Raw genomic sequence first — 20,205 nt, forward strand, 5'->3', positions numbered from 1 at the left:
CCGTGAGCACGCTCGACACCGAGACGACGGACCCGGGCGTGGAGCGGGGCGCGGGCCGCACCGCGCACCCCCGCCGCGCCCTCCGTCGGCGAGCCGGCGGAGGCCGGGTCCGGGTCCGGGGCCGGGGTCGCGACCGCGGGCCGGACCGCCGGACCGGGAGGATCCCCCTCGGCCGGCGCCTCCGGCGCGACCGCGCCCTCCTCCTCATGACCGCGCCGGCTCTCCTCCTCGTCCTGGTCTTCCACTACATCCCGATCCTCGGGAACGTGGTCGCCTTCCAGGACTACGACCCGTACGTCTCCACCAACGGCGTCACCGCCATGCTGGAGAGCCCCTGGGTCGGCCTCGCCCAGTTCGAACGGGTCTTCTCCGACCCGGGGTTCCGGCACGCCGTCGAGAACACCTTCGTCCTCTTCCTCCTCCAGCTCCTCCTCTTCTTCCCGGTGCCCATCGCGCTGGCCCTGCTCGTCCACAGCGTGCTGCGGCCCCGCGTCCGCGCCCTCGTCCAGGCGATCCTGTACCTGCCGCACTTCTTCTCGTGGGTGCTCGTCGTCACCGTCTTCCAGCAGATCCTCGGCGGCGCCGGCATCATCGCGCAGACCCTCAGGGAACACGGCCACGAGGGATTCGACCTCATGACCGACCCGGGGATCTTCAAGTTCCTCGTCACCGCCGAGGGCATCTGGAAGGACGCCGGCTGGGGCGTCATCGTCTTCCTCGCCGCGCTCGCCGCCGTCAACCAGGACCTGTACGAGGCCGCCGCCATGGACGGCGCCGGCCGGTGGCGCCGCATGTGGCACGTGACCCTGCCCGCCCTCCGGCCCGTGATCGCACTGCTCCTCGTGCTGCGCGTCGGCGACGCGCTCACCGTCGGCTTCGAGCAGCTGCTGCTCCAGCGCGACGCCGTGGGACCCGGGGCGGCCGAGGTCCTCGACACCTTCGTGTGGTGGACCGGTCTGCGCAGCCAGGACTTCGGTTACGCGGCCGCCGCCGGACTCGTCAAGGGAGTCGTCGGCCTCGTGCTGGTGCTCTCGGCGAACAAGGCCGCCCATCTCCTGGGCGAGCAGGGGGTGTACCGCAAGTGACCCAGCACACCACGACCCGGCCCACCGGACGCCGGCCGAAGCCCGGGCGGCCGCGGCCGGGCGGCGGCCGGTGGTCGGCGCCCGCCCGGCCCGTCTGGGAGGAGCCGCCCGGCCGGGCCGGCCTCGCCGCCAAGGGCGCCCTCCTCGGCGGGGCCTGCCTCGCGGTCCTCTTCCCGCTCTGGATCGTCGTCGTCACCAGCCTGTCGTCGAAGAAGACGATCACGGAGACCGGCGGTCTGGTGATCGTCCCCCGGGACCTCACCTTCGTCGCCTACCAGGAGCTGCTGAGCGGCGGCCAGGTCACCCGGGCGGCGATCGTCAGCGTCCTGGTGACCGTGACCGGGACGGTGTTCTCGATGACGGTGTCGATCCTCTGCGCGTACGGCCTGTCCCGGCCCGGCTCGCTCGGTCACCGCTTCATCCTGCTCGCCCTGATGGCCACCATGTTCTTCGGCGCCGGCCTGATCCCCACGTACCTGCTCGTGCAGACCCTCGGCCTCACCGACACGTACCTCGCGCTGATCCTGCCGAGCGCGGTGAGCGTCTTCAACATCCTCGTGCTGCGCGGCTTCTTCATGGGGATCTCGCCCGAACTCGTCGACAGCGCGCGCATCGACGGGGCGGGCGACCTGCGCATCCTCTGGCGGATCGTGATGCCGCTGTCGAGGGCGGTGATCGCCGTCATCACCCTCTTCTACGCGGTGGGCTACTGGAGCGCCTGGTTCAACGCCTCGATCTACCTCAGTGACCAGAACATGATGCCGCTGCAGAACGTCCTCATCCAGCTCGTCCAGAAGCAGGAGATCCCGGTCGGCCTCGGCCAGGCCGTCAAGGCCGGGAACCTGTCCGGACTCGCCGTGCAGATGGCCGTCATGGTCCTCGCCCTGCTGCCGGTCGCCGTCCTCTCGCCCTTCGTCCAGAAGCACTTCAGGAAGGGCATGCTCACCGGCGCCGTCAAGGGCTGAACCCCGAAGTCCCCACCCCCTACGGAGAGTCAGATGCCGAGCCTCGACGACGTGACCCGGCCGCCCGGCCGGTCGCCCCGCATCCTGTACGGCGGCGACTGGAACCCCGAGCAGTGGCCCGAGGAGACCTGGACCGACGACCTGCGGCTCATGCGCCGCGCCGGCGTCGGCACCGTCACGCTCGGCGTCTTCTCCTGGTCACGTCTCGAACCGTCCCCAGGCGTGAGGGAGTTCGCTTGGCTCGACCGGCTGATGGACCTCACGCACGCCCACGGCATCGGGGTCGTCCTGGCCACCCCCACCTCCTCGCCCCCGCCGTGGATGGGGCGGCTCCACCCCGAGACCCTGCCCCGCGACGAGGACGGCCGCACCGAGTGGTGGGGCTCGCGCCAGCACTTCTCGCACTCCAGCGAGGTCTACCGGCGGCACGCGGCCGCGATCACCGAGGACCTCGCCTCCCGCTACGCCGAGCACCCCGCCCTGACCATGTGGCACATCAACAACGAGTACTGCACCCACGACTGGGGCGACGAGGCCGCCCGCACCTTCCGCCGCTGGCTCCGGGAGCGCCACGGCACCCTCGACGCCCTCAACACCGCGTGGGGCACCGACTTCTGGGGCCAGCGGTACGGCGACTGGGACGAGGTGCTGCCACCGCGCCGCGCCCACTACCTGAGGAACCCGGCACACGTCCTCGACTTCCGCCGCTACACCTCGGACCTGCTCCTGGAGTGCTACCGCGCGGAACGCGACATCGTCCGGCGCCACACCCCGCACCTCCCCGTCACCACCAACTTCATGCCCTTCTGGTCCGGCCAGGACGGCTGGGCCTGGGCGGCGGAGGAGGACGTCGTCTCCGTCGACGTCTATCCCGACCCCCGCGACCCGGACGGCGGCCGCTACAACGCGATGATCGGCGACCTCACCCGCTCCCAGGCCGGCGGCCGGCCGTGGATGGTGATGGAACAGGCCGCCGGCGCCGTCAACTGGCGGGGCGTCAACCACCCCAAGCCGTACGGCCTCAACCGGCTCTGGGCGCTCCAGTCCGTCGCCCACGGCGCCGACGCCGTCTGCTACTTCCAGTGGCGCCAGTCCCGTCAGGGCGCCGAGAAGTTCCACTCCGGCATGCTCGGCCACGCCGGCGAACGCGGCCGCGCCTTCCGGGAGACCGTCCGCATCGGCGAGGACCTCGCCCGGCTCGGCCCCCGGGTCGCCGGCACCAGCGTCACCACCGACGTCGCCCTCCTCCACGACTGGGACTCCTGGTGGGCCGGCGACCAGGAAGGGGCCCTCTCGCGGCGGGTCGACCACGCCGGCCTCGTCCGCGCCTGGCACAGCGCCCTCTTCGACGCCCACCTCCCCGCCTCCTTCGCCCACCCGCACCACGACCTCACCGGCCACCGGCTCGTCCTCGTCCCGCACCTCTACCTCCTCGACGACACCGCGATCGAGAACCTCGTCGCGTACGTCCACGGCGGAGGCACCCTCGTCTGCGGCTTCCTCACCGGCGTCGCCGACCGGGACGACCGCGTCAGGCCCGGCGGCATGGACGCCCGGCTCCGCGCCCTCCTCGGCATCGACCTCGTCCACGAGTGGTGGCCGCTCGACGAGGGCGAGCACGTCGACTGCGGCGCCTTCCGCGGCACCCTGTGGTCCGAGGAACTCGCCCCCGCCGACGGCGCCGAGACCGAAGCCGCCTACCGGGGCGGAGAACTCGACGGCCTGCCCGCCGTCCTCCGCAACGGCCGCGCCCGGTACCTCTCCACCCTCCCCGAACCCGCCGCCCTGAGCGGGCTGCTCGCCACCGCAGCCCGCGAGGCGGGCGTGCGGCCCGTCCTCGACGCCCTCCCCCCGGACGTCGAGGCCGTCCGCCGCGGCCGGCTGCTCTTCCTCCTCCACCACGGCCGCGACCCGGTCACGGTGCCGCTGCCCGGCCGCCACCGCGACCTCCTCACCGACACCCCGGTCGAGGGGACGCTGAAGCTGGACCGGTTCGGGGTCGCGGTCCTGGAGGAGCACCCGACCGAGGTCTTGGAGGGGAATCCGACCGACGTCCCTGAGGAACGCCCGACCGAGGTCCTGGAGGAGCACCCAACCGACGTCCCTGAGGAGCACCCCGCCGTCCTCGCCGAGGAGCGTCCGTGATCCACGGCACCTGGGAACCCGGGCCCGCCGCCCGCTGGGAGGACGCCTTCCTCGCCGGGAACGGCCGGCACGGCGCCCTGGTCGACGGCGACCCCGAGGACGACCGGGTGACCGTCACCCACCACACCCTCGTCCGGCCGAACAACGCACCCGCCGACACCGCGCCGCCCCGGCTCGCCGCCCGGCTCCCCGCCCTCCAGGACGCCCTGCTCGCCGGGGACGCCACCGCGGCCGAGTCGTTCACGGACGGCCGCCCGCTGTGCTGGGTGCAGCCCTTCCACCCCGGCTTCGCCACCCGACTCCGGCGAACGCCCGCAGCCGGGCCGCTCCCGGTGCGCCGGTCCGTGGACTTCGCCACCGGGGTGGTGACCGGTGTGTGCGGGGAGCGGCGCTCGGAGGTCTTCGTCTCCCGCGCCGACGACGTCGTCGTGCAGTACGTGACCGCGCCCGGTCCGTCGGTCGAGATCGACCTCGACCACCGGCTGCCCGGCGCCCCCGCCGGCCTCGGGATCGGCCGGGGCGTCGCCACCGCCCGCGGCGAGTGCGTCCTCACCCTGTGCGCCCGCTACCCGGACAGCCCCCTCGGCTACACCGGCCTCACCCTCCTGGTCACCGACACCGGACGCACCACCCTCACCGCCTCCGGCGTGCGGATCGAGGGCGCCGGCCGGCTGCTCCTCCTCACCCGCGTCCGCCGTCACGCGGGCGACTTCGACCGGGACGGGGAGACGGAGGCACTGCGATCACTGGCCGCCGGAGCCGGTACCGGTACCGGCACCAGAGCCGGAAGCGGAAGCGGAAGCGGAAGCGGCACCGCGGGCGCCGTCGGAGAGGGCGCCGGAAGGGCGACCCGCTTTCGAGCGGGGGCCGGAACCACGGATCCCGCCGCCGTCCACGCCTGGCTGCTCGCCCGGCACACCGCCCTGCACGAGCCGGCCTACCGGCGGGTCACCCTCGACCTCGGGGCCGACGCGACCGAACGGGCCCTCCCCGGCTCGGCGCTCCTCGCGCGCCCCGAGAGCCCCGCCCTGCTCGAACGCCTCTTCGCCGCGGGGCGCTACCACCTCCTCTCCTCCTCCGGGATGCTGCCGCCCAGGCTGCCCGGGCTGTGGACGGGGGACTGGAACACCGCATGGTCCGGGGCGTTCACCACCAACGCCAACCTGAACCTCCAGACCGCCTCCGCCGTCGCCGCCGCCCGGCACGCCCTGCGCGCCGCCGACCGCGCGCCGGCCGCCGACGCGGCACGCTGGCGGGCGCTCGCCGACCGCCTCCCGCCGTACCGGGTCGACGACGACGGGGCCCTCGCCGAATGGGCCCGGCCCGGCCTCGGCGACCACTACCGGCACCGGCACCTCAGCCACCTCCACCCCGTCTGGCCGCTGGACGAGATCAACCCGTACGACACCCCCGGCCTGGCCCGTGCCGCCCACCGCGCCCTCGAAATGCGCCGCAGCGAGAACGACTCGGCCCACGGCCACCTCCACCACGGCCTGGTCGCCGCCCGGCTGGCGGACTCCGCCCGCGCCGGGGACGCCCTCCGGCACGTCCTCACCGGGGACTACTTCCACGACTCCCTGATGAGCGCGCACCATCCGGCCCGCGACGTCTACAACGCCGATGCCGCGCACGCCCTGCCGGCCCTGCTGATCGAGTGCCTCGTGCAGTCGACGCCCCGGCGGCTGGTCCTGCTGCCCGCACCGCCGGACCTCTGCCCGCGCGGTCACGTCGCCGGCGTGCGGACCCGGTTCGGTGCCCGCTTGGACCTGACCTGGTCCCCGGGGGCGTACCGCGCCGTCCTCCGGCCCGACCGCGACGCCGACATCGAGGTGCGGAGCCCCGCGGGGGCGTCCCGGCTCGTGCTGCGCCGGGGCGAGGAGAGCGTGGTCGGCGGCTGAACCCGGTGGCCCGGAGGGCGGGACGACCCGCGCGGGGATCGGAGTGTCCGTCCCCGGGAGTGCCGTCCGCCGGGGACGCCGTCCGTCGGGACGCCGTGCGGCGCGCCGTCAGTTCCCGGGCGCGCGGGGCGGCGGAGGGCCGGAGCTGTCCCGCACGGTGAGGACGGGGGTGAGGAGCTCGACGCCCGCCGCTCCCTCGCCGTCGGGCCGGCCGGCGAGGCGGGCGATCAGCCGCTCGACGGCCCTGCGGCCCAGCTCCTGCGCGGGGATCGCCACCGAGGTGAGGGCGACCGATGCCTGGGCCGCGATCTGGTCGGCGCAGACCGCGACCACCGACACGTCCTCCGGTACGGCGCGGCCGGTCCGCCGCAGCAGGGCGAGCAGGGGTTCCACGGCCGTCTCGTTCTGCACGACGAAGGCGCTGACGCCGGGGCGTTCGTCACAGACGCGGGCGAGTACCCCCGCCACGGCGTCGTGGCCGCCCTCGCAGGGCCGGTGCAGCAACCGGACGTCGAGCTCGGCCGCGCGGGAACGCAGTCCGCGCAGGGTCCGTTCGGCGAAGCCCGTGTGCCGGGCGTACACCCCGGGAGACTCGCCGATCACCGCGATCTCGCGGTGGCCGAGCCCGGCCAGGTGGTCCACGCACAGCTCCCCGGCCGCCCGGAAGTCCAGGTCGACGCAGTTCAGGCCGGCCGGATCGGCGGGCAGCCCGACGAGGACGGCGGGCGGGCCCGCCGCGCGGAGGACGGGCAGCCGTTCGTCGTCGAGCTGGACGTCCATCAGGATCACCGCCTCGGCGAGTCCGCTTCCGGTGACCCGGCGAAGCGCCGAGGGGCCCTCCTCGCCGGTGAGCAGCAGGACGTCGTAGCCGTGGGCGCGGGCGGCGGTGGCGACGGCGACCGCGATCTCCAGCATCACCGGCACGTACATGTCGGTGCGCAGCGGCACCATCAGCGCGATGATCCGCGAGCGGCTGCTGGCCAACGCCCGGGCGCCCGCGTGGGGTTGGTAGCCGAGGCGCTCGATGCTCGCCCGCACCCGCTGCCGGGTGACGGCGGAGATGGGCCGCTTGCCGCTGAGGACGTAGCTCACCGTGCTGGCCGACACTCCGGCGTGCCGGGCGACCTCGGCAAGGGTGACCATCCGCTCTCCCTGCGGGCCGTGACGGGGTGAATCGCTTCGACGAGGTTCACCGCTTGATCGTTGCGGCGACCCGAGCCGACCGTAACGCGGGGGAGTTGACGTGTCCAGACCGATGGCGAGGGAAAGTCGAAGCGCTTCGACGGCGGGTCGGTGACACCTGTGGACCGAACCGTTCAGTCTTGACAATGAACTGGTCGGTGTAGTCCAGTCCTCCCTGGGACGGCGCGGACCGCCGTTCCCGGGGCGGCGCCGACCGCCCGCTCGGACGAGGGAGGCGGAGAGATGTTCGCTGTGGTGTACCGCTGGCGCGTGCGTCCGGACCGGGAGCAGCTGCTCGTCGACGGCTGGCACCGCGTGACCCTGGCGATCCATCAGGAGTGCGGCAGCTACGGCTCCCGCCTCCACCGCGCCGACGACGGCACCTGGGTGGCGTACGCCCGCTGGCCCGACCGGGAGACGCGGGAGAAGTGCGGCACCCCCGACCCGGAGGGCGAGGCGATGATGCGCGAGGCCATTGCCGAGTACTTCCCCGAGACCCGCCTCACCCTCGTCGACGACCTGCTGGCCGAGCCGGTCGCGGACTGAGGAGCGAGCCGGGCCTCGGCCGACGGGCGCGGTGACCGGGGCCGTGACGCGGTCTTGGCCCCGCGTCGCGGCCCCCGGCCCCGCGCGGGACCGTCAGGCGGTGTCGGACGGGAAGCGGACGAGCGGCCCCGCGTCCCGGGAGCCGGGCGGGGACATGCCGCCGTCCGCGCCGTGCCGGGCGAGCAGATCCAGGACGAGCCGGCCGCGCCGGACGCGCTCACGGGCGGTGGCGAGGGCGTGCTCGCGCAGGTGGGCGCCGTAGGGATAAAGGCCGGCCGCCCCGCTCAGGCCGAACTTCAGGTAGAGCGGCGCCCCCGGCGGATCAACTCCGCGGCCTCGTACATCCGGACGTGGCCGCCGAGGTCGTCCGGCGCCTCGACGTACAGGTCCATCGGAGCCCGGCTGACCCGCCGGATCTCGGTGAGGTGGGCGAGGGTCAGATCGGCGGGCACGTTCAGCGAGTCGGCGCCGAGCCGCTCGTGGACCGCGTACGCGGCCGGGTTGACCGGCCCGATCAGCGCGGACACCTTGAACGTCGTGTCCGCCGGCAGCACCCCCGCCGTACGCAGCCGGTGCAGCGTCCAGAGCACTCCCTCGTCGGCGACCAGCAGGCACCGGACACCCAGCCCGGCGGCGCGCAGGGCGTCCTCCACGCAGCCGGCCAGCCCGTCGTGACCCCGGGCGCGCGGACCCGCCCCGCCGGAGTCGGTCCGGGTGGCGGCACCGGTGTCCCACGTGCCGCGCGGCCCCGTGAACAGGCAGAGCTCGACGGCCCGTTCGCCGCAGGCGGCGACCATCTCGGAGATCTCGCCGTCGGTCAGCATCCAGACGCCGCTGCCCTGGCTCACCCTGTGCACGGGCAGGTCGAGCCGCTCGCTCTCCGCGAGCACCGCCGCCAGCGCCTCCGGGCCCTCGACGGGCGGGACCTCGGTGCGCCACCGCCCCCGTCGGGGAAGGCGTGCGGCGAGGCGTCGGCGGGATCGACGGCGGGCGAAGGGTGGCCGATGCGGCGGAGCGCGTCGCCGCCGGGACGTCGGGGAGCCGTGCGGAGGGTCATCGGAATCCTCTGTTCGGTGGGTCGGACGCGGTACGGGAATCGGGTGTGCGCAAGCCTCGGGCGGTGGACGGAGCGCCTCGCTCAGGGCCGGAGGAGGACCTTGCCCGTCGCCGGGTCGCCGCCGCCCACCAGGGCGAGCGCCTCGCCGAACCGCTCCAGCGGGAAGGTGTGGGTGACGAGCGGAGCGGGATCGAGCAGCCCCAGGGCGAGCGCGCGGACCGCGTCCGCCCAGGCGGCGGAGGACGCGCCGAAGACGCTGCGGACCTCCAGCTGGCTGACGGAGAGGTGCACCGGGTCGATGCCGGCGGCCCCCGCCGTGAACATGCCGGTGAGCACGACCCGGCCGCCCCGGCGGGCGAGGAGGCACGAGGAGGCGGCCGTGGTCGGCGCTCCCGCCGTCTCCACGACCAGGTCGAAGCGCCCGGTCCCGCCGTCCGCGTCCGGCGGGGTGAGGGCCCGGGTCGCACCGAACGCGAGGGCCTGCGCGGCCCGTTCGGACCTCGGGTCGACGACGGTCAGCTCGGCCGGGGAGGAGGCGGCGAGCCACTGCACGGCGAGCAGGCCGAGCGTGCCCGCGCCGACGACGGCGATCCGCTCGCCGGGCCGCGGCCGGCCGGCCCGCACCGCGGCGGCGACGACCGCGGCGGGTTCGAGGAGCGCGGCGGCCCGCAGGTCCGCTCCGTCGGGCAGCGGATGCAGCAGGCGGGCGGGGACCACCAGGTGGTCGGCGAAGGCGCCCGGCTCGGTGAAGCCGGTCTCGGCGTACCCCGCCGTGCACAGGCTGGTCTCCCCGTACTGGCACCGCTCGCACGTCCCGCAGGACCGGAAGCCCTCCGCGACGCACGGCCGGCCGACGAGCGCGGGGTCGACCCCGCCGCCCACGGCCTCCACGGTCCCGGACCACTCGTGGCCCGGCACCACCGGGTAGCGGACGTAACCGGGGGCCCGGCGGCCCTCGTACAGCTCGCGGTCGCTCAGGCAGAGCCCGGCGGCGGCGACCCGGACGAGGACTTCGCCGGGGCCCGGAGCGGGCAGCTCCCGCTCGACGAGCCGGTGCGCGCCGGGCCGGTCGACCACGACCGCGCGACTGGACACGGTGCTCACTTCGGCTGCCTCCGCTCCCAGCCCTCGGCCCACAGGTCGAACCGGGCGCGCTGCTGCGGGAACTCGGCGGCCGCGTCGACGTCGAGCTCGACGCCGAGCCCCGGCTCGTGGGAGAGCGCGAAGCACCCGGTGTCCGGGTCGACCTCGGGCGCTCCGCGCACGACCTTCTTGATCTCCGCGTCCGCGAAGTCATCGAAATGCTCCAGGATCTTGAAGTTCGGTGTGCAGGCGGCGAGTTGGAGCGATGCGGCGGTGAGCACGGAGCCGCCGACGTTGTGCGGGGCGACGAGGACGTAGTGGGTCTCGGCGGTGGCGGCGAGCTTGCGCGCCTCCAGGATGCCGCCGATGTGCCCGACGTCGGGCTGGACGATGTCCGCGGCCTGGGACTCGAAGAGCTCGCGGAACTCGATCCGGTCGTGGATCCGCTCGCCGGTCGCGATCGGCAGGTCCACCTTGTCGGCCACCTTCCGCAGGGCCTTGAGGTTCTCCGGCGGCACCGGCTCCTCCAGCCACGCGGGGCGGAACGGGGCGAGTTCACGGGCGAGGCGGACCGCCGTCGCGGGGGAGAAGCGGCCGTGCATCTCCACCATCAGCTCGGTGTCCGGCCCGATCGCGTCCCGGACGGCCTCGATCAGCGCGACCGCCTCGCGCGAACGCCCGGCGTCCAGCTCGTAGTGGCCGTTCCCGAACGGGTCGATCTTCAGGGCCCGGTAGCCGCGCTCCACGACCCCGCGGGCCGCCGCGTGGTAGGCCTCGGGGGTGCGTTCGGTGGTGTACCAGCCGTTGGCGTACGCCTTCACCCGGTCGGTCACCTTCCCGCCGAGCAGCTGCCAGACGGGCACGCCGAGCGCCTTGCCCTTGATGTCCCAGCAGGCCGTCTCGACGACCGCGATGCCGGACATGACGATCTCGCCGGCCCGCCCGAAGTCGCCGTACTTCATGCGCCGGACGAGATCCTCCACCGCGAACGGGTCGGAACCGGCGATGTGGTCGGCCTCCGCCTCGCGGAGGTAGCCGATCAGCGCGTCGGTGTGCCCGAGCATCCGGGTCTCGCCGACACCGGTGAGCCCCTCGTCCGTGTGGACGAGGACGTACGTGAGGTTGCGCCAGGGCGTGCCGACGACATGGGTGGTGATTCCCTTGATGCGCACGGTGGTTGCTCCGTTCGGAATCTTGAACACCGTTCGGTGGGGCGGCGGCGTGACCGTAGGCAGCGGCCCGCGGGGGTGTCAACGGGACGGTGCCCGCGCTACTCTCTGTCCGCGATTTCGGTCGTGGTACGGCATGTCGAACAACACGAGGGCGAGGTGGGGGCCATGGGGCGACTCGTACCCGCGGTGACCAGGGCATTCGATGTACTGGAGCTGTTCCTCCAGGGCGACGGCACCCTGTCCGCCCCCGAGATCACCCGCAGGCTCGGGTTGCCGCGCACCACCACCCACGAACTGGTCAGTACCCTGGCCGCCCGCAACTACCTCGTCCCGGTCCCCGAGCAGCCCGGTCGCTACCGCCTCGGCGTGCGCACGTACCAGCTCGGCAGCCGATACGCCGAGCAGCTCGACCTCGCGGCCGAGGGCCGCCAGGTCGCCCACGAGGTCGCCGAGAGCTGCGGCGAGACCGTCCACGTGGCCCTCCTGGAGGACACGGACGTCATCTACGTCGCCAAGGTCGACTCCACCCACGCGGTGCGGATGGTCTCGGCCGCGGGGCGCCGGCTCCCCGCCCACTGCACCGCCGTCGGCAAGATGCTCCTCGCCGTCCTCCCCGAGGCCGAACTCGACGAGCGCCTCGAAGGCCGCGAACTGGTCGCCATGACGCCCCGCAGCCTCACCGACCCGGACGTCCTGCGCGCCGCGCTCGCGGAGATCCGCATCCTCGGCGTCGCCCTGGAGCGGCAGGAGTCCAACCCCGACGTCAGCTGCGTCGCCGCCCCGGTCCGGGACCGCTCCGGCCGCGTCGTCGCGGCCCTGTCCATCTCGGTGCCGGTGCACCGCTGGACCGAGGACCGCGAGGACGAGCTCACCGCCCTCGCCGTGAAGGGCGCCGGCGAACTCTCGGCCCGCCTCGGCCACCGGCCCGCCGCACGCTGACCCCGGCGCGGGCTTCTCAGGACCCCGCATCCGCCTGCCCCGCACGCCGGCCGTCCCGGCGTTCGCGGGGCTGGCGCATGCGGCTGACCGGGCCGAAGACCTCGCGGTCGTCGAGGAACCCCTCCAGGGCGAAGGCCGCGGCGCCCCGGGTGACGGCGTTGTGCGGGACGGCGCTGCGCCGCAGCGTCGCGGCCCGGTGGGGCAGCGGCAGGGCGTGCCGGGTGACGGCCTCGTAGGCGGCGGTCAGGAGCCGTTCCCCGAGCAGGTCGACGACCTGGTTGCCGAGCACCAGCACCCGGGGGTTGAGCAGGTTGACCAGATTGGCCACCGCGGCGCCGAGGTAGCGCCCGGTCCGGTCGATGACGGCCGCGGCCACCGGGTCCCGCTCCGCCGCCGCGCGCGCCAGGGCCGCGACCGTGGCCGCGTCGTCCGGGCAGGTGGCCCGCTCGTCGCCCGGGGCGAGTTCGCGCCAGGTCTGGGCGATCCCGCGGGTGCTGACGTACGCCTCCACGCAGCCCCGGTTCCCGCAGGTGCAGAGCCGGCCGTCGAGCGCGAGGCAGGTGTGGCCCCACTCGCCCGCGCTGTTGGTGAACCCGCGGTAGAGCTGGCCGCCGATCGCGATCCCGGCGCCGACGCCGGCCCGCAGCGTCAGCACCACCAGGTCGTCCACCTCCCGGCCGGCGCCGAACCACAGCTCCGCGACCGTGCTGGCCCGCAGCGGGTTGTCGAGCCAGAGGGGCAGCCCGAGGCGTTCGTCGAGGAGCGCCCGCAGCGGCACCTCGTGCCAGGACCAGTACGGGGAGAAGGACGAGACGCCGCCCTCGCGCTCCACCATGCCGGGCACGCTGACGCCGGCCCCGAGCACCCGTTCGCGGGGCACCCCGGAGCCGTCGAGCAGTTCCTCGACGCAGGCGGCGAGCTGTTCGACGACGTCGGCGGGCCGGACGTCGCCCGGCGGGAGGGGGCGCTCGACGGAGTGGCGGACCTCCAGGGCCAGGTCGAAGAGTTCGGCGTGGACCGAGGTCTCGGCGATGTCGATGCCGATGAGCGCGCCGCGCTCGGCGTTGACGGCGAGCCGGGCGCGGGGGCGGCCGCCGCTGGAGTCCTCGTGGCCGGCCTCGACGAGGACGCCGGCCTCCAGGAGTTCGGCGGTCAGGTTGGCGACGGTGGCGAAGGAGAGTCCGGTGGCGGCCGCGAGGTCCTGGCGGCTCATCGCGCCGGTCCCGGCGTAGAAGCGCCGCAGCACCTCGAAGCGGTTGAGGCGACGGATGTCCTGTGATGTCCGCTTGATCATCTGTGCTGTCCTCCGCTAGGGGCAGACGGGAATGTGACGACAGGCCCCAGGGGTCGTCCCGTCCGTGACGATCTTATTCAAAGGGTTGGAAGAAGCGGGCGCCGGGTTATTTACAACCGTTAGACGAACCCGTAGCTTTTTTCGTACCGCACCCGCACCGCACCCGTGGTCGACCGAGGAGGCCAGATGCAGCACCTCAGGGCCGTGCCCTGCTCCCCCCTGCCCGGACGCCTGACGGAAGGGCCCGTCTGGGACCCCCGGCGCGGCGAACTGCTCTGGGTGGACATCCCCGACGGGCTCGTCCACCGGGCCGCCCTGACGCCCGGCGGACCCGGCGACACCGGCGACCACCTGCCCGACCTCGCGCCCGTCGCGACGCTCCGGCTCGACCGCCCCGTCGGCGCCGTCGTGCCCTGCGCCTCCGGAGCCCTGCTCGCCGCCGCCGGAACCTCCTTCCTGCACCTGGCCGAGGACCGCCCGGTCGCCGACGCCGTCGAACTCGCCGCACCCGCCCTCCCCGACGACGGCCTGCCCCGCCGGATGAACGACGCCGCCGTCGACCCCGTCGGCCGCCTCCTCGCCGGCACCATGGCCTACGACGAGAGCCCCGGCGCCGGCGCCCTCTACCGCCTCGACCGCGACGGCCTGGTCACCCTCCTCGACTCCGTCACCATCTCCAACGGCCTCGCCTGGAGCCCCGACGGCACCCGCCTCTACTACGCCGACAGCCCCACCGGCCGCGTCGACGTCTTCGCCTACGACCCCGGTACCGGCGCCCTGAGCGACCGCAGGCCCTTCGCCGTCCTCGACCGCGGCGTCCCCGACGGCCTCACCGTCGACAGCGAGGGCCGCGTCTGGGTCGCCGTCTGGGGAGGCGGCGAAGTCCTCGCCTTCGAGGCCGACGCCACCCTCCACGCGCGCGTGGAGGTCGCCGCCTCCCACGTGACCAGCTGCGCCTTCGCCGGACCCGGACTCGACGTCCTGGTCATCACCACGGCCACCGAGGGCCTCGACGAGGAACGCCTGGCCGCCGAACCCGACGCCGGCCGCCTCTTCGTCTGCCGCCCCGGTGCCACCGGCCTGCCCACCACCCCGTACGCCGACCGCTGAGCCGCACTCCGACAAGGACCTCCCCATGACCACCCCGCACGAGGGGCTGTTCGCCGCCCTGGCGGCCGCCCCCGTCATCGCGATCCTCCGCTCCACCTCCGCCGACCGCTTCGCCGAGGTCACCGACACCCTCGTGGCGTCCGGCGTCCGCGCCGCCGAGTTCACCCTCACCACCCCGGGCGTGCTCGACGCGCTCCGCGAGTACGCCGCCGACGCCCCGCCCGGCCTCGCGCTCGGCGCCGGCACGGTCACCACCCCCGCCGAGGCCCAGGCCGCCGTCGAAGCGGGCGCCGCCTACCTCATCACCCCGACCACCTCCACCGAGGTCATCGCCGAGGCCGCCCGCCTCGACGTGCCGGTGCTCCCCGGCGCGTACACGCCCACCGAGATCCTCACCGCCTGGCGGGCCGGCGCCACCATGGTGAAGCTCTTCCCCGCCGCCACCGGCGGACCCGAGTACCTCCGCGCCGTCCGCGCCCCCCTGCCCGACGTGCCGCTCGTCCCGACCGGGGGCATCGGCGCCGCCGACGCCCCCGCCTACCTCGCCGCGGGCGCCGCCGCCCTCGGCATCGGCAGCCCCCTCGTCGGCGACGCCTGCGAGGGCGGCTCCCTCGCCGCGCTGACCGACCGCGCCGCCGCCTTCCTCGACGGGATACGCCGATGACGCGCCCGCCCGAGCCCGGGACACCGGCACCGCCCGGCCCTCCCGCACCAGCCGCCAATCCCGCACCGGCTTCCCCTCCCGCACCGGTGGCCGCCCCCGCCCCGGCCGTCGCCCACGCACCGGCGGCCCCCCACACCCCCGCCGCCGCCCACGCACCGGCGGCACCCACCCCCGTCCCGGCGGCACCCCCGCCCGCGCTCTTCACCCTCGGCGAGGCCATGGCCGTCGCCGCGGCCCTCCAGCCGGGACCGCTCGCCAGCGGCGCGCCGCTCCGCCTCGGCTGGGCGGGCGCCGAGGCGACCGTCGCCATCGGCGTCGCCCGCCTCGGCCACCGCGCCGCGTGGACCGGCCGGGTCGGCGACGACGCGGCGGGCGCGATGGTCCTCGCCGGACTCCGCGCCGAGGGCGTCGACGTCTCCGGCGCCCGCACGGAACAGGCGGTGCCCACCGGGCTGATGCTCCGCGAGCGGCGCACCGCCGACCGGCTGCGCGTCTCGTACTACCGGGCCGGCCTCGCGGGCTCCCGACTCGCCCCCGGCGACCTCGACGAGGCCCGCCTCGCCGGCGCCCGGATCCTCCACGTCACCGGCATCACCCCGGCGCTGAGCCCCACCGCCCGCGCCGCCGTCGAGCGCGCCGTCGTGGTCGCCCGGGCCGCCGGGGTCACCGTCTCGTTCGACGTCAACCACCGGGAGCGGCTCTGGAGCCGGGCCGAGGCGGCCGACGCGCTCGGCCCCCTCCTGCCGTACGCCGACATCGTCTTCGCCGGACCCGAGGAGGCCACCCTCTTCGTCCCGGAGGACCAGCCCGACCGGATGGCCCGGGCCCTGACGCGGTTCGGCCCCGGGCAGGCGGTCCTCAAGCTCGGCGCCAGGGGAGCCCTCGTGGCCGCAGGCGACGAACTGCACGTCCACGGTGCCGTGCCCGTCAGCGCCGTGGACCCCGTCGGCGCGGGCGACGCCTTCGTCTCGGGCTACCTCGCCGCCGTCCTCGACGGCGCCCCGGTCCAGGAACGCCTCCGCCTCGCCGCCCTCTGCGGAGCGTTCGCCGTCTCCGTCCCCGGCGACTGGGAAGGCCTCCCGCGCCGCGCCGAACTCGACCTGCTCGCCGCCCAGGACATCAGCCGCTGAGCCGTCGCGCCCGGCCGCCTCCGTCCCCGCACACAGGAACCCGAACCCATGAACCGATTCTCCGGACAGACAGCCGTCGTCACCGGTGCGGCCTCCGGCATCGGCGCGGCCAGCGCCGTCCGCCTCGCCGCCGAGGGCGCCTCGGTGGTCGTCTCCGACATCGCCGACGAGGCCGGTGAGGCCGTCGCCGCGGCGATCCGCGCCGACGGAGGCCGAGCGGCGTACGTACGCTGCGACGTCTCCTCCGAGGACGACTGGACCGCCCTGCGCGAGGCGGCGCACGCCCGCTTCGGGCCGGTCGCCGTCCTCCACAGCAACGCCTTCATCCACACGCCCGGCGCCGCCCACGAACTCCCCGTCGCCGTCTGGGACCGGGAGATGGCGGTCAACCTGCGGGCCCTGTACCTCGCCATCCGCACCTTCCTCGACGACCTGCGCGCCGAGCGGGGCAGCGTCGTCGCCACGTCGAGCGTCCACGCCGACTTCGGCCTGCCGGGCTACCCCGCGTACGCCGCCGCCAAGGGCGGCATGTGCGCCCTCGTCCGCCAGTTCGCCGTCGAGTACGGACCCGACGTGCGCTTCAACTCCGTGCTGCCGGGCCCGATCCTGACCGACGTCTGGAACGACGTCGACGAGGAGGGGCGCCGACTCTCCGCCGAAGCGACCGCGCTCGCCCGGCTCGGCCTCCCCGAGGAAGTGGCCTCGGCCGTCGCCTTCCTGGCCTCCCCCGACGCCGCCTACATCACCGGAACGAACCTGGTCGTCGACGGCGGCTGGACCGTGAAGAAGGACTCCAAGTGAAGATCACCTCCCTGCGCACCTATCTCGTCGCCCCCCGCTGGTGCTTCCTGCGCATCGACACCGACGAGGGCATCACCGGCTGGGGCGAGCCCGTCGTCGAGGGCCGCGCCCACACCGTCGCCGCGGCCGTCGAGGAGCTCTCCGACTACCTGATCGGCCAGGACCCGATGAAGATCGAGGACCACTGGCAGGTCCTCACCAAGGGCGGCTTCTACCGCGGCGGCCCCGTCCTCTCCAGCGCCGTCGCCGGCATCGACCAGGCCCTCTGGGACATCACCGGCAAGGCCCTCGGCGTCCCGGTCTGGCAGCTGCTCGGCGGCAACGTCCGCGACCGCGCGCGGGTGTACAGCTGGATCGGCGGCGACCGGCCCGACGAGGTCGCCTCGGAAGCCCTGGCCCGGAAGAACGAGGGCTTCACCGCGATCAAGATGAACGCCTCGGCGCAGCTGCGGCTCATCGACACCCCGGCGGCCGTCCACGGCATCGTCGACCGGGTCGCCTCCATCCGCGAGGCCGTCGGCGACGAGTTCGACATCGCCATCGACTTCCACGGCCGCCTCACCGCGCCGATGGCCCGCCGGGTCCTGCCGCTCCTGGAGCCGTACCTGCCCTTCTTCGTGGAGGAGCCGGTCGTCCCCGAGCTGAGCGACCACATCGGCGACATCGTGCGCTCCACCTCCATCCCCATCGCGACCGGCGAACGCCTCTACTCCCGCTGGGACTTCAAGAAGGTCCTCGACCAGGGCATCGCGGTCGCGCAGCCGGACCTGTCGCACGCCGGCGGCATCTCGGAGGTGCGCAGGATCGCCGCGATGGCGGAGGCGTACGACGTCTCCCTCGCCCCGCACTGCCCGCTCGGGCCGATCGCGCTCGCCTCCTGCCTCCAGGTCGGCTTCGCCGCGCCGAACCTGCTGATCCAGGAGCAGAGCCTCGGCATCCACTACAACACCGGCTCCGACCTGCTCGACTACCTCGTCGACCCGTCGGTCTTCCGCTACGAGGACGGGCACGTGGGCCTGCCCACCGGCCCGGGCCTCGGCATCGAGGTCGACGAGAAGGCCGTCGAGCGGGCCGCCGAGGTGGGGCACCGCTGGCGGAACCCGGCCTGGCGCCGGGACGACGGCTCGCTGGCGGAGTGGTAGGACCCGGTCAGGGCGTACGGGAGGGGCGGGCTCGTGAACGAGCCCGCCCCTCCTCGCGGGTGGTGCGGTCAGCGGTGCGCCAGCCAGGCCGCCGCCGGGAGCAGCTTGCCGTCGTAGTCGAACAGGGCCTGGTTCTCCCAGCCGTTGCCGGACGCGGGGTCGGCCGGGTCCCAGCCGTTGCCCGTCACGGCCGTCCACGCCGGCTCCCAGTAGACGACGCCGAGGCCGCGGCCGTTCGGCACCGCCTCGACGACGTTCATGACGTCTCGCAGCCACGCCGACTGGCCGGCGCTGCTCGCCGGGTAGCCGGCGACGAGTTCGCTCGACAGGTCGATGATGTTCTCGTGGGCGTCCTCGCTGTCCAGGCGGAACGGGTAGGCGGTCTCCGCGACCATCACCTGCTTGCCGTAGCGGGCGGAGATGTCGTCCAGGTTGGTCTGGAGCGAGGACAGGGCGCCGTGCCAGTAGCCGTAGAAGGAGAGCGCGATGACGTCGTAACCGACGCCCTGCGCGGTCGCGTTGTCGAACCAGGCGCGGTAGAGGGCGTTGTCGCCGCCGTGGGCGAGGTGCAGCGCGATCCGGGTGCTCGACGACACGGCCTTGGCGGCGGAGATGCCGGACTTCAGCAGCCCGGCGAGCTGGGTCCAGTTGCTCGTGGAGCCCTCGGGCCAGAGCATGCCGGTGTTGATCTCGTTGCCGATCTGCACCATGTCGGCCGTGGTGCCCTGCGCCTTGAGGGCGTTGAGGACGTCGTACGTGTGGTCGTAGACGTCGGTCTTGAGCCGGGTGTACGAGTGCCCGGCCCAGGCGGTGGGCTTGGTCTGGGCGCCGGGGTCGGCCCAGATGTCGGAGTAGTGGAAGTCGACGAGGAGCTTCATGCCCTGCGCCTTGATCTTCCGGGCGGTGGCGAGGACGCGGGCCTTGTCGTTGTAGCCGTCGGCCGGGTTCACCCACACCTTCAGGCGGCCGTAGTTGGCGCCCGCTCCCTTGAGGAGGGCGACCGCGTCACCGGTGGTGCCGGTGCTCGACCTGTAGCTCCCGCCGAGGTCCTCGCTCTTCTTGAGCGCGGAGAGGTCGACGCCCTTGACCGCGAGCCCGGTGGTGCCGGAGGTGAACGCCAGGTCGTCTACGTTGAGCCAGTTCCCTGCGTTGGCATCGGAGTTGATGCTGATCGTGCACGCCCCTCCGGTCACGGTGATCGGCGTGACGATCCGTATCCAGGTGGACGTCACCGGCAGGTCGGTGCGCTGCTCCGCGGACCCGCAGTTGCGCAGGGCCAGGTAGGCGGAGTTCTGCCCGCCGCCCGAGCGGACCCAGGCGCTCAGCGTGTACGCGCCGTCGGCGAGCCCGGACAGGTACTGGTACGTCTCCACCTTGTACGCGGTGGACGCCCAGTGGCTGAGGCGGTAGCCGCCGCTGTGGCCGCCGGCCTCGGTGAACGAGGCGGCGTTCTGCCCGGCGGCGGAGTAGGTGGACCAGCCGGCCGGGGCGGCGGTGCCGGTGGCGTCGCTCTCGAACCCGGTGTTGGTGAGCGTGGCGGCCGCCTCGGCCCGCTGGGCGGCGGGCAGCGGAGCCAGCAGCAGGGCGGCGAGCGCCGCGGCGACGGCCGCTGCTCGCAGGCGGATGCGGCTTCGTACGGGATGCATCGTCGAGTCCCTTCGACGGTGGCCAATGAGGAATGTGGTGCGGGTGGTTCCTTACGGGTGGTACGGCTCACCCGGGGGCGGTGCAGCGGGTGCCGCCGCTCCCGGGGAGATCAGGGGGGCCGGCCCGGGGCAGGGGGCCGGTCACCGAGGGGCGACGGGCCGGTGGGGGAGGGACGCGGTCGGGCGGCCGGGTCGGACTCGGGCGTCCGGGCCTCCAGGCGGCCGGGCTTCCGGGCGCCGGGTCGGACTCATGCGTCCGGGCTTCGAGGCTTCGGGGCAGCCAGGCGGCGAACGCGGCCACGCGTACTCGGGCGTCCAGGCGGCCTTGGAGCCCGGCCTTGGAGCC

Annotated in this window: 16 protein-coding genes and 1 pseudogene; 11 read left to right on the forward strand and 6 right to left on the reverse strand. The window is 74.4% G+C overall.

Annotation, left to right across the window (positions count from 1 at the left end; translation table 11 throughout):
* Window positions 1-2: 2 nt before the first annotated feature.
* From ACFCY7_RS13035 to ACFCY7_RS13050, 4 genes are read left to right on the forward strand one after another with little or no spacing between them, the layout of a single operon-like run.
* A complete protein-coding gene (locus tag ACFCY7_RS13035; RefSeq protein WP_376483980.1) occupies window positions 3-1,085 on the forward strand; it encodes an ABC transporter permease in 1,083 nt (360 codons plus the stop codon).
* Complete coding sequence (locus tag ACFCY7_RS13040; RefSeq protein WP_376483982.1) at window positions 1,082-2,050, forward strand: carbohydrate ABC transporter permease; 969 nt, start codon at window positions 1,082-1,084, stop codon at window positions 2,048-2,050. Before ACFCY7_RS13035 ends, ACFCY7_RS13040 begins: the two co-directional genes overlap by 4 nt.
* Before the next feature lie 33 nt (window positions 2,051-2,083).
* Window positions 2,084-4,195 carry a beta-galactosidase gene (locus ACFCY7_RS13045; RefSeq protein ID WP_376483984.1) on the forward strand — a complete coding sequence of 704 codons (2,112 nt, stop codon included), beginning with the start codon at window positions 2,084-2,086 and terminating at the stop codon, window positions 4,193-4,195.
* Entirely contained in the window at window positions 4,192-6,093 is a 1,902-nt protein-coding gene (locus ACFCY7_RS13050; RefSeq protein ID WP_376483986.1) for a glycoside hydrolase N-terminal domain-containing protein, read from the forward strand. Before ACFCY7_RS13045 ends, ACFCY7_RS13050 begins: the two co-directional genes overlap by 4 nt.
* A 108-nt stretch (window positions 6,094-6,201) precedes the next feature.
* Here ACFCY7_RS13050 and ACFCY7_RS13055 read toward each other — a convergent pair whose 3' ends face one another.
* A complete protein-coding gene (locus ACFCY7_RS13055; protein WP_376483988.1) occupies window positions 6,202-7,236 on the reverse strand; it encodes a LacI family DNA-binding transcriptional regulator in 1,035 nt (344 codons plus the stop codon).
* 282 nt (window positions 7,237-7,518) lie between these two features.
* On the opposite strand from ACFCY7_RS13055, the gene ACFCY7_RS13060 reads away from it, so the two are divergent.
* Window positions 7,519-7,821, forward strand: coding sequence for a hypothetical protein (locus ACFCY7_RS13060; RefSeq protein ID WP_376483990.1), 303 nt, complete (start codon window positions 7,519-7,521; stop codon window positions 7,819-7,821).
* Window positions 7,822-7,914: 93 nt separating this feature from the next.
* Here the strand turns inward: ACFCY7_RS13060 and ACFCY7_RS13065 are convergent.
* From ACFCY7_RS13065 to ACFCY7_RS13075, 3 genes and pseudogenes are all read right to left on the reverse strand, one after another.
* Window positions 7,915-8,878 (reverse strand): annotated as a pseudogene (locus tag ACFCY7_RS13065) (hypothetical protein).
* 81 nt (window positions 8,879-8,959) lie between these two features.
* The gene (locus ACFCY7_RS13070) at window positions 8,960-9,982 is read right to left on the reverse strand and encodes a zinc-binding dehydrogenase (protein ID WP_376483992.1); all 1,023 of its coding nucleotides are present in this window, start codon (window positions 9,980-9,982) and stop codon (window positions 8,960-8,962) included.
* Complete coding sequence (locus ACFCY7_RS13075) at window positions 9,979-11,133, reverse strand: mandelate racemase/muconate lactonizing enzyme family protein (protein ID WP_376483994.1); 1,155 nt, start codon at window positions 11,131-11,133, stop codon at window positions 9,979-9,981. Before ACFCY7_RS13075 ends, ACFCY7_RS13070 begins: the two co-directional genes overlap by 4 nt.
* A 165-nt stretch (window positions 11,134-11,298) precedes the next feature.
* Here ACFCY7_RS13075 and ACFCY7_RS13080 point away from each other — a divergent pair, with 165 nt between their 5' ends.
* The gene (locus tag ACFCY7_RS13080; protein WP_376483996.1) at window positions 11,299-12,072 is read left to right on the forward strand and encodes an IclR family transcriptional regulator; all 774 of its coding nucleotides are present in this window, start codon (window positions 11,299-11,301) and stop codon (window positions 12,070-12,072) included.
* A 16-nt stretch (window positions 12,073-12,088) separates the two neighbouring features.
* Here the strand turns inward: ACFCY7_RS13080 and ACFCY7_RS13085 are convergent, their stop codons facing one another.
* The gene (locus ACFCY7_RS13085; RefSeq protein WP_376483997.1) at window positions 12,089-13,366 is read right to left on the reverse strand and encodes an ROK family protein; all 1,278 of its coding nucleotides are present in this window, start codon (window positions 13,364-13,366) and stop codon (window positions 12,089-12,091) included.
* A 186-nt stretch (window positions 13,367-13,552) separates the two neighbouring features.
* Between ACFCY7_RS13085 and ACFCY7_RS13090 the strand changes: the two genes are divergently transcribed.
* The 5 genes from ACFCY7_RS13090 to dgoD all read left to right on the forward strand — a co-directional run bounded on the left by ACFCY7_RS13090 (window position 13,553) and on the right by dgoD (window position 18,213).
* Window positions 13,553-14,476 (forward strand): SMP-30/gluconolactonase/LRE family protein, encoded by a 924-nt coding sequence (locus ACFCY7_RS13090; RefSeq protein ID WP_376483999.1) that lies wholly within the window; start codon window positions 13,553-13,555, stop codon window positions 14,474-14,476.
* 25 nt (window positions 14,477-14,501) lie between these two features.
* Window positions 14,502-15,140, forward strand: coding sequence for a bifunctional 4-hydroxy-2-oxoglutarate aldolase/2-dehydro-3-deoxy-phosphogluconate aldolase (locus ACFCY7_RS13095; RefSeq protein WP_376484000.1), 639 nt, complete (start codon window positions 14,502-14,504; stop codon window positions 15,138-15,140).
* An 86-nt stretch (window positions 15,141-15,226) separates the two neighbouring features.
* On the forward strand, window positions 15,227-16,270 hold the full coding sequence (locus ACFCY7_RS13100; RefSeq protein ID WP_376484002.1) for a sugar kinase: 1,044 nt from the start codon (window positions 15,227-15,229) through the stop codon (window positions 16,268-16,270).
* A gap of 48 nt (window positions 16,271-16,318) precedes the next feature.
* Window positions 16,319-17,071 (forward strand): SDR family NAD(P)-dependent oxidoreductase, encoded by a 753-nt coding sequence (locus ACFCY7_RS13105; protein WP_376484004.1) that lies wholly within the window; start codon window positions 16,319-16,321, stop codon window positions 17,069-17,071.
* Window positions 17,068-18,213, forward strand: coding sequence for a galactonate dehydratase (gene dgoD / locus ACFCY7_RS13110; RefSeq protein ID WP_376484006.1), 1,146 nt, complete (start codon window positions 17,068-17,070; stop codon window positions 18,211-18,213). The genes ACFCY7_RS13105 and dgoD overlap by 4 nt, the downstream gene beginning before the upstream one ends.
* A gap of 68 nt (window positions 18,214-18,281) precedes the next feature.
* Here the strand turns inward: dgoD and ACFCY7_RS13115 are convergent, their stop codons facing one another.
* Complete coding sequence (locus tag ACFCY7_RS13115) at window positions 18,282-19,859, reverse strand: arabinogalactan endo-beta-1,4-galactanase (RefSeq protein WP_376484008.1); 1,578 nt, start codon at window positions 19,857-19,859, stop codon at window positions 18,282-18,284.
* Window positions 19,860-20,205: the final 346 nt, after the last annotated feature.

The organism is Streptomyces sp. NPDC056361, assembly GCF_042262805.1.
Classification (GTDB): Bacteria; Actinomycetota; Actinomycetes; order Streptomycetales; family Streptomycetaceae; genus Streptomyces.

What these genes read in the sequence shown, in the direction of transcription:
- ACFCY7_RS13085 (WP_376483997.1), bottom strand. Translation starts at nt 13,366, where the DNA reads ATGATCAAGCGGACATCACAGGACATCCGTCGCCTCAACCGCTTCGAG.
- ACFCY7_RS13080 (WP_376483996.1), top strand. Translation starts at nt 11,299, where the DNA reads ATGGGGCGACTCGTACCCGCGGTGACCAGGGCATTCGATGTACTGGAG.
- ACFCY7_RS13060 (WP_376483990.1), top strand. Translation starts at nt 7,519, where the DNA reads ATGTTCGCTGTGGTGTACCGCTGGCGCGTGCGTCCGGACCGGGAGCAG.
- ACFCY7_RS13115 (WP_376484008.1), bottom strand. Translation starts at nt 19,859, where the DNA reads ATGCATCCCGTACGAAGCCGCATCCGCCTGCGAGCAGCGGCCGTCGCC.
- ACFCY7_RS13095 (WP_376484000.1), top strand. Translation starts at nt 14,502, where the DNA reads ATGACCACCCCGCACGAGGGGCTGTTCGCCGCCCTGGCGGCCGCCCCC.
- ACFCY7_RS13090 (WP_376483999.1), top strand. Translation starts at nt 13,553, where the DNA reads ATGCAGCACCTCAGGGCCGTGCCCTGCTCCCCCCTGCCCGGACGCCTG.
- ACFCY7_RS13105 (WP_376484004.1), top strand. Translation starts at nt 16,319, where the DNA reads ATGAACCGATTCTCCGGACAGACAGCCGTCGTCACCGGTGCGGCCTCC.
- ACFCY7_RS13055 (WP_376483988.1), bottom strand. Translation starts at nt 7,236, where the DNA reads ATGGTCACCCTTGCCGAGGTCGCCCGGCACGCCGGAGTGTCGGCCAGC.
- ACFCY7_RS13045 (WP_376483984.1), top strand. Translation starts at nt 2,084, where the DNA reads ATGCCGAGCCTCGACGACGTGACCCGGCCGCCCGGCCGGTCGCCCCGC.